2 protein-coding genes and 1 pseudogene are annotated in these 9,184 nt (G+C 50.5%); 2 read left to right on the forward strand and 1 reads right to left on the reverse strand.

Annotation, left to right across the window (positions count from 1 at the left end):
* Both dnaK and dnaJ read left to right on the forward strand, forming a co-directional pair.
* Positions 1–270: pseudogene (gene dnaK, locus KDK13_RS09900) on the forward strand (molecular chaperone DnaK); the annotation flags it as partial.
* A gap of 166 nt (positions 271–436) precedes the next feature.
* Entirely contained in the window at positions 437–1,579 is a 1,143-nt protein-coding gene (gene dnaJ / locus KDK13_RS09905) for a molecular chaperone DnaJ (RefSeq protein ID WP_257284818.1), read from the forward strand.
* A gap of 76 nt (positions 1,580–1,655) precedes the next feature.
* On the opposite strand, the gene KDK13_RS09910 is transcribed toward dnaJ, so the two are convergent.
* Positions 1,656–8,993, reverse strand: coding sequence for a transglutaminase domain-containing protein (locus KDK13_RS09910; RefSeq protein ID WP_257284819.1), 7,338 nt, complete (start codon positions 8,991–8,993; stop codon positions 1,656–1,658).
* Positions 8,994–9,184: the final 191 nt, after the last annotated feature.

Consider the following 9,184-nt stretch of genomic DNA (forward strand, 5'->3'; position numbering starts at 1 on the left):
GCCGGTGACAAGGCCACTGAAGAAGAGAAGGCGGCCATCACCAAGGCGATCGAAGACGTTGAAGCTGCTGTCAAAGGTGACGATAAGGAAGAGATCGAAGCCAGGACCAAGGCACTGTCTGAAGCCTCTGCCGGTCTGGCCCAGAAGATGTACGCTGAAGCTCAGCAGCAGGGCGAAGCCCAGGCGGATGCCGGTGCTGGTCAAAAGGCTGACGCAGCTGACGACGCCGTTGACGCTGAGTTTGAAGAAGTAAAGGATGAGAAGAAGTAAGACGAAATCAATCATCAAAGACTGATGATAAGGTCACAACGCGGGATTCGTTCCCGCGTTGTCGTATAGATCAAAAATGATGGCTTTGTCAGACTTGACCATGAATCCAGTTAGCTCTGTGTTTTCATGCTCGACTGGTGAATGCAGTTAGCTCAGGGTTTTTCTGATGTCAAAACGCGACTACTACGAAGTGCTTGGTGTAGACAGGAGCGCTTCGGACAAGGACATAAAAAAGGCCTATCGTCGTATGGCCATGAAATATCACCCCGACCGTAACCCGGGTGATAAAGCAGCGGAAGAGAGCTTCAAGGAAATTAACGAAGCGTTTGAAATTCTTTCCGACAGCCAGAAAAAAGCGGCCTACGATCAGTATGGGCACGCCGGTGTTGACCCGAGCATGGGTGGCATGGGCGGTGCCGGCGGTTTCGCCGGTGGTAATTTCGGCGATATTTTCGGGGATGTCTTTGGTGACATTTTCGGCGCTGGCGGTGGCCGCAGCCGCAGCTCCGTCCAGCGTGGCGCTGATCTGCGCTATCAACTGGAACTCAGCCTTGAAGAGGCTGTTCGCGGCGTCACCAAGAAAATCCGTATTCCAACACTGGTGAGCTGTACCGGGTGCGATGGCTCCGGTGCGAAAAAAGGCACTCAGCCTGTCAGCTGTTCAACCTGTGGTGGTATTGGTCAGGTGCGTATGCAGCAGGGCTTTTTCTCTGTGCAGCAAACCTGCCCCGACTGTCGCGGCACGGGCAAGACGATCAAGGATCCCTGTAACGTCTGCCACGGTGAAGGCCGCGTTCAGGAATACAAGACCCTCTCTGTCAAGATTCCTCCCGGTGTTGATACCGGTGACCGTATCCGTCTGGCCGGTGAAGGTGAAGCCGGTGTTAATGGTGGACCAGCCGGAGACCTGTATGTTCAGGTCAGTGTTGCTGATCACCCGATCTTCCAGCGTGATGGCAAGCATCTTTACTGCGAAGTACCCATTACATTTGTCGATGCCGCACTGGGCGGTGAGCTGGAAGTCCCCACCCTTGAAGGCCGGGTAAAGCTGAAGATTCCAGCGGAAACCCAGACCGGCAAACTGTTCCGCCTGCGTGGCAAGGGTGTTGTCCCGGTCCGTGGTGGCAGCGCCGGTGATCTGATGTGCAGGGTTGTGGTTGAGACTCCGGTGAAACTGACGGAGCGTCAGAAAGAGCTGCTCAAGGAGCTGGATGACACCTTCAAAACAGAAGGTGCTGGTCACCAGTCGCCTAAAAAGCAGTCCTTCTTTGATGGCGTCAAGAAGTTTTTTGACGATATGACTTCCTGACTTGCCACCTCAAAAAGCCCCTGTTGTCAGGGGCTCCAATTCCCTTTCTGGATATTGTGCCTACGATTTCATATGGTTAGCTACTTACCCCAAGGCTTTCAATATATTCATCATAAATCTTCTGAAGATCTTCTGGCCTGATAATCACCAGATCCTCGCAATCCATCATCTTTTTGATTCTGGTGTTTTCCAACACCTCAATATTGTCTTTCTGTCTGGTGATCCACTGAGGGTCGTCCGTGACAAAAAGCTTGTCATAGTTGAGTAGCAGATTTTTAACGTGAACCGTGCTGGTTGGTTTAACCACTTGGAACGGCTTGAAAATGAAATGCTCTCTTCCGGCCAGGCCAATGCACATTGGTGCCTTCAAAGCCTGGGTACGTTTGTATAGATAGTGTGCAAAACGGGTTTGCGTCTCCTCCGGCTGGTTGCGGGTATCAATAAAGCCGTTCGGTAAAAGGAAAAGGGGCTTGCCCGCCTGGGACTGACTTGAGGCCACTTTTCTGTAGGCAGGGATCCCCTGGAGAAGGCGACTGACATCCGGTATGCCATCTTCTGGCTGATCAGTCCATTGCTCAAATTTGGCGGCAGCACCGAGCAACGTTTCAAAGGTTTCCGAGCACCCGGTCGGCACGGTATCTTCATCAATCTCTGTCATCATGGCGTTGAGCTGTTCGGTGTAACGTCTTGAGATATTGATAGTACGTTCACTGTGTCTCCAGAGCTTGTACCAATATTCAATCATCCGGCTGGCAAGCGTTTTCAACGGTGGGATATTGGCTTCGATCCAACGCCATTGTCTGAGATTTTCAAAGAGGCCATGTGACGATTCTGTTTCCGGTTCCAGCCACTTCTTCTGGACAACAAAAGCAGCCAGAACAGAACACCATCCGGTATTGGTCACATTTTTTTCAACGCAGTGTTTCAAATGATCCTTCAATACCGATTTGAGAAAACCCCACATTTTCTCCGATGAATCATATTGACGCGGTGCATCAAGGCAGTTTTGAGCATGTTCAATATCTCCCACAACCTGTATGCAGGCATCGGAACCCGACTCTGCCATTTGATTCAAACTGGCCAATAATGAGTCTGTGACCTGCCTTTGTTGCTCCCAGAAAAAACCATCATACTGTTTGCAGGTCGACAAGCGTTCGCATCCCTGTTTAATGCCTTCCGGATTGGCTTTTTTGAAATGCTCGATGACCTCGGGGGCTAAAACGGCAAGGGAGTTCTTGCCGGTCTGCCGCTCTCTAAACTGTTGGACCCGGATTTTTGGAAAGTAAGGGTTGTAGCCATGAATATCGTCTCCTACATCAGGATCTCCTCCGCCCAGATCATAGGTTTCCCAATCATAACCATTCCAGACTTCCGCCCAGGCATGGATCTCACTTTCCACAATACGGCAGGTAATACCAAAATATTGCAGAATAAACTTGAAAACAGGTGTACGGTGCCTGCAAGTGCCAACAGCCTCTGACAGCAAAATCTGCGCTAAATCGTCTGACCCGGTGATCTTACGATAGCTTTCATTGTCAAACTGACGACAATAATCGGCTGCTGCTTCAATTCGGGCGCTATCATCCGTTGCGTTGACAATATCCAGTACCAACCGCTGGTTATTGGTCAGCTCTGTCAAGGAGGTTTCCGCCGCTGCCCGCACCGTATTGAACAGGTTATCAACGCGATATCTGATCGGTTCCGGACAATGGTTACTTTCCGGAATGACCAGGCTATCACCACGCTGATGATGATCACGCCGGAACAGGGCTGCCGGGAGGCAACAGACATTATCCTGCTCCTGAGTCTCTACCGGTTGAGGGTGATGCACTTTATTAACACTGGCTACTTCAACCAGACCGGCGCTACTGTGTTTTTGTTCCACTTTATAGTGAACTTGAACAGGACGTTTGCATGTTAATCCTGAAAACTTGATCCAGTGCTGGCCCGTATAGCTATCCTGAAATAGCTCGTAATTTCGTACCGGCACCGTTCGCAGCGCCCTTACCTCCTCTCTGGGAAATCTGCCGGGGAGGGGAAGTAATTGATGGTTAAAACCGGTGTTGATCGTGTGACACCCATAAGCCTCCCCATGATACAGTTGAACAACATCATTTGCCGATGGTCGTACCATTGCTGCAGGAAAGACCCGGATTAAATCTTTCTTTCCAGGTTTCAGTTGGGTCTTGTAAATATTGCCATTATCGGTCACTTTATAGCGATAAAACTTTAATCGATAATTGTTGATGTCTTCGCCGTAGAACGTCCTTTCCCTCCTTATCGGCCTCAATCCTCCCCCATATCTACTGACCTTCCCGGTTTCCACGGGTTTGCGTTGTGTTTTTTTGGTCCTGGGAACATACGTAACATTACCGTCAAGTTTCTCGCCAGCCATTGTACGTAAGTCTGGTGAACACTGAGACAAGGCATGAACGGGAAGACAGCACATGGCCGCAACCGGCAGGCAGGCTGACTTCATACAAGCTTTCCAGACTGAAGCAGGCTTGTCGATGTCCACTTTCAGGTCACCGCGCAATAACCGTTCCCAGATCTCCCGTTCTGACAATATGTGCCGGTACCCAGCCAGGTGCTTCAGAGCTTCCCGGTGCCCGGCTGAAACCTGCAGCGCTTGATGATCAGACTGCCTGCCACTGAGTCTAAAGACATCCGAAGGGAGAATCTCACTGCTTTTGATGCGAGTACTGAACCACTGTCGCTTCTGCATAACATAGAGTGACTTGCTTTCTGTATCACTCCATCCGCCCATTTCATCGGGCATGTCTGTCTCTTGCCGCCATAACCACTGGACAGTCCGTTTGATAACTTCTCGTTTGGCATCACTATCCGACAGCTTCTCATCAATAACGAGTTCCCGCGTTTGCGTGACCCCAAAACCGCTGGATTTTGAGCGCTGAATAAAAATTGGCCTGTCCAGGCTGGGAATCGTTTTAAACAGCCAGTTGCATAACGTGTGATCGTAACGATGACTTTTAACAGGGTGGGGTTGCTGTTGCTGCATTGCGAGCTGGAGGAATTCAGCAACCTCCTCTTTGGTGATTTTTCCGGCTTCCATATAGAGGAAGTAATGCTGACTGAACAAGTCTGCCAGATCGGATCGTGGCGTGGCTGCTGCCGCGAGATTTTGCAGATCCCGGCAAACCGGGAACAGCGCCTGCCCCGATCCCTTTAACCGTTTGTGGATATAACAATGCAACGCTGCAATATGCTCAGCGGTTTGATCCCGGCTTTCCGGGGGTAATTTCTGCCGGGCAATTTTGATCAGCTCCTGCTGATGGTAATCATCAATTCTGACCATCCGGAAACGATCATTCAGTGCCGGTGAAAATGCGCTGCGCCCGCTGTATTCCGGGGGATTGGTGGTGGCAAACAGATGGAAACCGGGTGCGCAAGGCTCGGTCAGCACATCATTGAGTTCACCTTCAAGGTCGGCACTGCTGATCATGTTCAACTCTGAAACCACCAGAACCTTTCCTTCCTGTTGCGCTTCCCTGATGGCTTTTTTCAGTTCAGTCCAGTCACAGTCTCCGGCATTGAAGTAACGGACACCTGCCGGCTGACTCTTTTCATCACCGGCTTGCCACATATCCAGCAATAGTTTTAATGTTGCATCCTTGCCTCTGCCGGCAGGGCCTTCGACCAGCGTCGCCCTGCGCCCGGAATGACGAACGCCAGTTTCATGCTCAAGACAGAGCCGGTCCAGATCCTGGGCCAGCGTCTGCATTAATGATTTAACGGACTGTGATGATGTATCAAACTCCGGTTTTGTTTCGGTAACGTAATCACAGAATTTCCGATAAAGCGCATCCAGACGCAGATCGTATCCCTTCTGAACGGTGGTTGGCCGTTTGTGGATTGGTTGGTGGATTTGATAGTGGTGTCCAAACCACAGCTTTACAATCTGATAAGACTCCCGTGTCTCACCATACATTGAATGGGCGATGACACTGTCAAAGGCGTTCCAGACCATCTCATCGAGCTGGTTTTTTGAGACACGCCCGTTGCTGTAATGGAGCTGCCAGGCCATCCAGCTGCAGGCATCGGTGAGATCCCGGGGACTGAAGACCCGGTCCGGTAACAATAGTTTCAGCTGCTGTTGAAGCGCCATCATCCTGTCGGCAGCGTGTCGGGCCGCAGGGTTATCCAGCCCCTTCAGAGAGGTTTTCTGAAATATCCGGTTAAGTGTCGGCAAAACCACCTGTTCTTTCAGAAACTCCGGGCTTAGCGCAGGATAGTGAACCCTTGTCCCCCGATCCTGTAAAACCGTTTGATGACTTCGACCTGCATAGGCACCGGGATTACAGGTGAAAACAACCCTGTGCCGGGGTGAAATGTCGACGCTTTCAGAGCCACAGAAGATATGCGGATTGTCAGACCAGATACCAGCCAGAACGTTATCCAGAAGCTCGGCGGCAAGATTCGCCTCATCCACCACCAGGGTGACCATCTCACCGGGGCCGGGCACGGTTCTGGCCCATTTCAGGATGATTTCTGCCTGCTCCTTCATCCCACGGTCATCACCCTGCTGCTGCCAGACCCAGCGCTTGAGGAGATGGCTCTCTTCCGCGCTGGGACCAATAGTCAGGGTAAATGTGGGACCTGACGACTTTGCCGCCTGATGGGCGAGATAGCTTTTGCCCGTACCAGTACTGCCCTCAAGAGTGATCAATTTATTGCCCTGGATTCGTCGCTTGAGTCGGGCCAGTCTCCTGAGGCCACTGCTGCTCTGGGATAGGCGTTTTGAGAGTATTTGATCCAGCACGGCCTGATCATCATCGACCCCATTAATAATGAAGTGCCGTTTCAGCAGGCTGCGAATCACAGTCTGCTGCTGGTTAGCGGGTGTATTTTTCTGGATATCGAGAATCCGGGTGGAGAGGTTGTCCAGTCTCGTCTGAGTCGGAATACCCTGCTGCTTGCAAAAAGCCCAGCCAGCGTAAAGGGCATTGTTCAGAATCCGGGTAATAACGGATGAGCGGTAGGTCGCATCAGGCAGTTCGTTAAAGACTTTATCATTACACTTCAGTCGATGTTTCAATGCTCTCTGGTAAATTTTGGGAGCATGACGGCATATAAGCGCGATCAGTGTTTCTTTGTGGCCAGACTGGTTAAAATCAAGCGCCATGGGCTTAGGGTATGCAAAAAATCCCTCCCCGAACATATCAACCAGCTCCCATCCATTGCTGGCAATGTAGTTACGGTCGATACGGTGACCATCGCCAAGAAAAGCGGTTAATTTATCAATATCAACCCAATAGCCATCCCTTGGGCGATCTGGCCATATTTGTCGTGTGATTGACTTGGCAAACGCCCTGACTTGACTGTTTTCCCTGGCAACATGGGTCACCACTGTTGAAATGGCTTTGCGGTAGTGAACAGGAAGTGCTTCGGCGCTGCCCTCTTGCGCAACGATCGCATTGACTTCGTTGAGTACCGATTGCACCAGGGCATCCGATAACGGTGGCAACTTAATCGTGGAAAACTTTTCCGGCAGTGTCTTTAAGGCACTTTGCAGTTTCCCCAGCCCCGCTTTCAGCCTGTTCCGGGCCAGGGATTGTTCAGCAACCGGCAGAGTCACCACGACTTCGTTCTCAATGGCACTCTGCCATACCATTGATTCCGTCCTGGCACCTTCAGGCCATACCAGGTAAATTCTGGAATCGGCCGGTATCTGCTCTTTACTGCCATTGATAAAGAAATGGCCGGGTTTCAAAAGCAGGGTCTCCAGCTCAAGCTGCAACCTGGGGTTCTGCTCCAGGCCACACAGAATAACCGGTTTATTGGCATTCAGGGCCTTCATCATCCCGGACCAGCGGAATCCATACCGATATCGGGCTTCAGAGACTATATGCGGGTTATTGACTAACTGGGACAGGGTCGTTTCAGGATTGACACGGACAATCTCAGCCTCTGGGTGCCTGTTGCACAATTCGTTAACCAGCGCTTCCTGATCCGGACTACGCTGGACCTTTATCATTTGATCAAATGCGTCACCGGCAAGTTGAGGCAAACGGTCAGGACTGGCAGGAAAGAAAGACGGCGGTTGTCTGGTTGCCAGTAATGTCAGTGGGATTTTCGTCTTATGGACATCCACTATCGATGCGAGCCTGTGGAGTAATTGGGTCCACTGCGCCTCCTTCAATGAAGAGGTCACCATTATTGACCCTCCCGCCTGAATGGCTTCTTCCAGAGGATTGTGCTCGCAACTCTCTCCACGGGCGTTAATACCCACGGTACTCAGCCAATTGTTAAAATTGGCGGAATTGATGGTGATGAGCGGACCATCAGGGATATTGGATACCAGCTTGATACTACTCAGGAGCCTGGAACGGTCTTCATTTCCGGAGTGTCGGATCAGGAAATTCATGTCTTCAGGCAGTGATACTTTTTCACCCTTTACTTCGATTTCCCCAGTGATTTTTATATTTCGCAGCGCTTGGGTAAATGCCAGGTCACCGTCGGGGGCATCGGTTATACACAGGGTTTTTGGCTTCTCTTTTTCAAGGACTCCCGCCTTCCAGCCGAATCCACGGTCTGTGTTTACGCCATAGCTGCCGAGCAGTAGTTGCCGCCAGGGAACATTACCGTGACACAAATTAATGGAGGACGCTTCAGGGTTATTTTCATCCGTGGCACAGGGTGAAAGATCAAGAATGAAACGGTGTTGTTCATGGGTGCTGGTGAGCGATGCCAGCTTTTTCTGATAATCCCAGGTATTTTCTACCCGGTTTATGCGCCGACAGGTATCGGCTCCCAATGAGTAGGTATTGCCAGCATGAAGCTGTTTTTTTTGCACAAGAACCAGTATCTCCACATGACTGCCTAACCTGATTTTATTTAACGTCGGGTTTTCCGGGTCAAGCAAATCATTAAGCGCCACGGTATCGTTGGGGTTCATCTTCTGTAAATCAACCACTAACCGGATCGGGCGATTGTTTTCAAATAACTTGCCAGGTGAGCGCTGACATTTGCCACCCCCTTCCTTCAGGTGAATACGCTGGCGTAAATTGTCTTTTGAAAGATCCTCAAAGCTTTGGATTAAATGAATTTCAGCACCGGCCTCTCCATGTTGTGAACGTTGATGCTCAAAGGTTGACAGCCTGTCCAAAAGGCCATCCACGCCAGCATCGGGAGGGATAATGACACAGTCAAACTTAACCGGGTTGTTACTGATCGAAGCGCTTTTTACATCCGTTGCGACAATGGCAAAACTTTGTATTGGACGCCTTTCACTTCTGGGCACCCGGGGAGACGCACACTCTTCCTGTAACTTCTGAAGAAGCGGAACTTTTTCCTCAGGTATTTTCCTGCCTGATGTTTTATTGCCACCCGTCAAAGGCCTTAAGGGAAACCGGCCAACAAAGGATACACCGGGAACTTTTTCGTGAGCATTCATGTTTACGGGCCATCCTTAGTTGGTCAAATATTCCATACACCTTGTATTGACCATAATTTTGTAAGAATGTTCCGTATCCATCTTCCACCTTTTATCGATTGATAACCGGTCATTGGCGGATCAGAGCTGGCAGGCGCTGGCAAAAACGGGGTTAAGCACACCTGAAAAAAATTATTAAAACTTTTCAGGAA

This window comes from Endozoicomonas sp. SESOKO1 (genome assembly GCF_024606265.1).
Taxonomy (GTDB): domain Bacteria; phylum Pseudomonadota; class Gammaproteobacteria; order Pseudomonadales; family Endozoicomonadaceae; genus Endozoicomonas.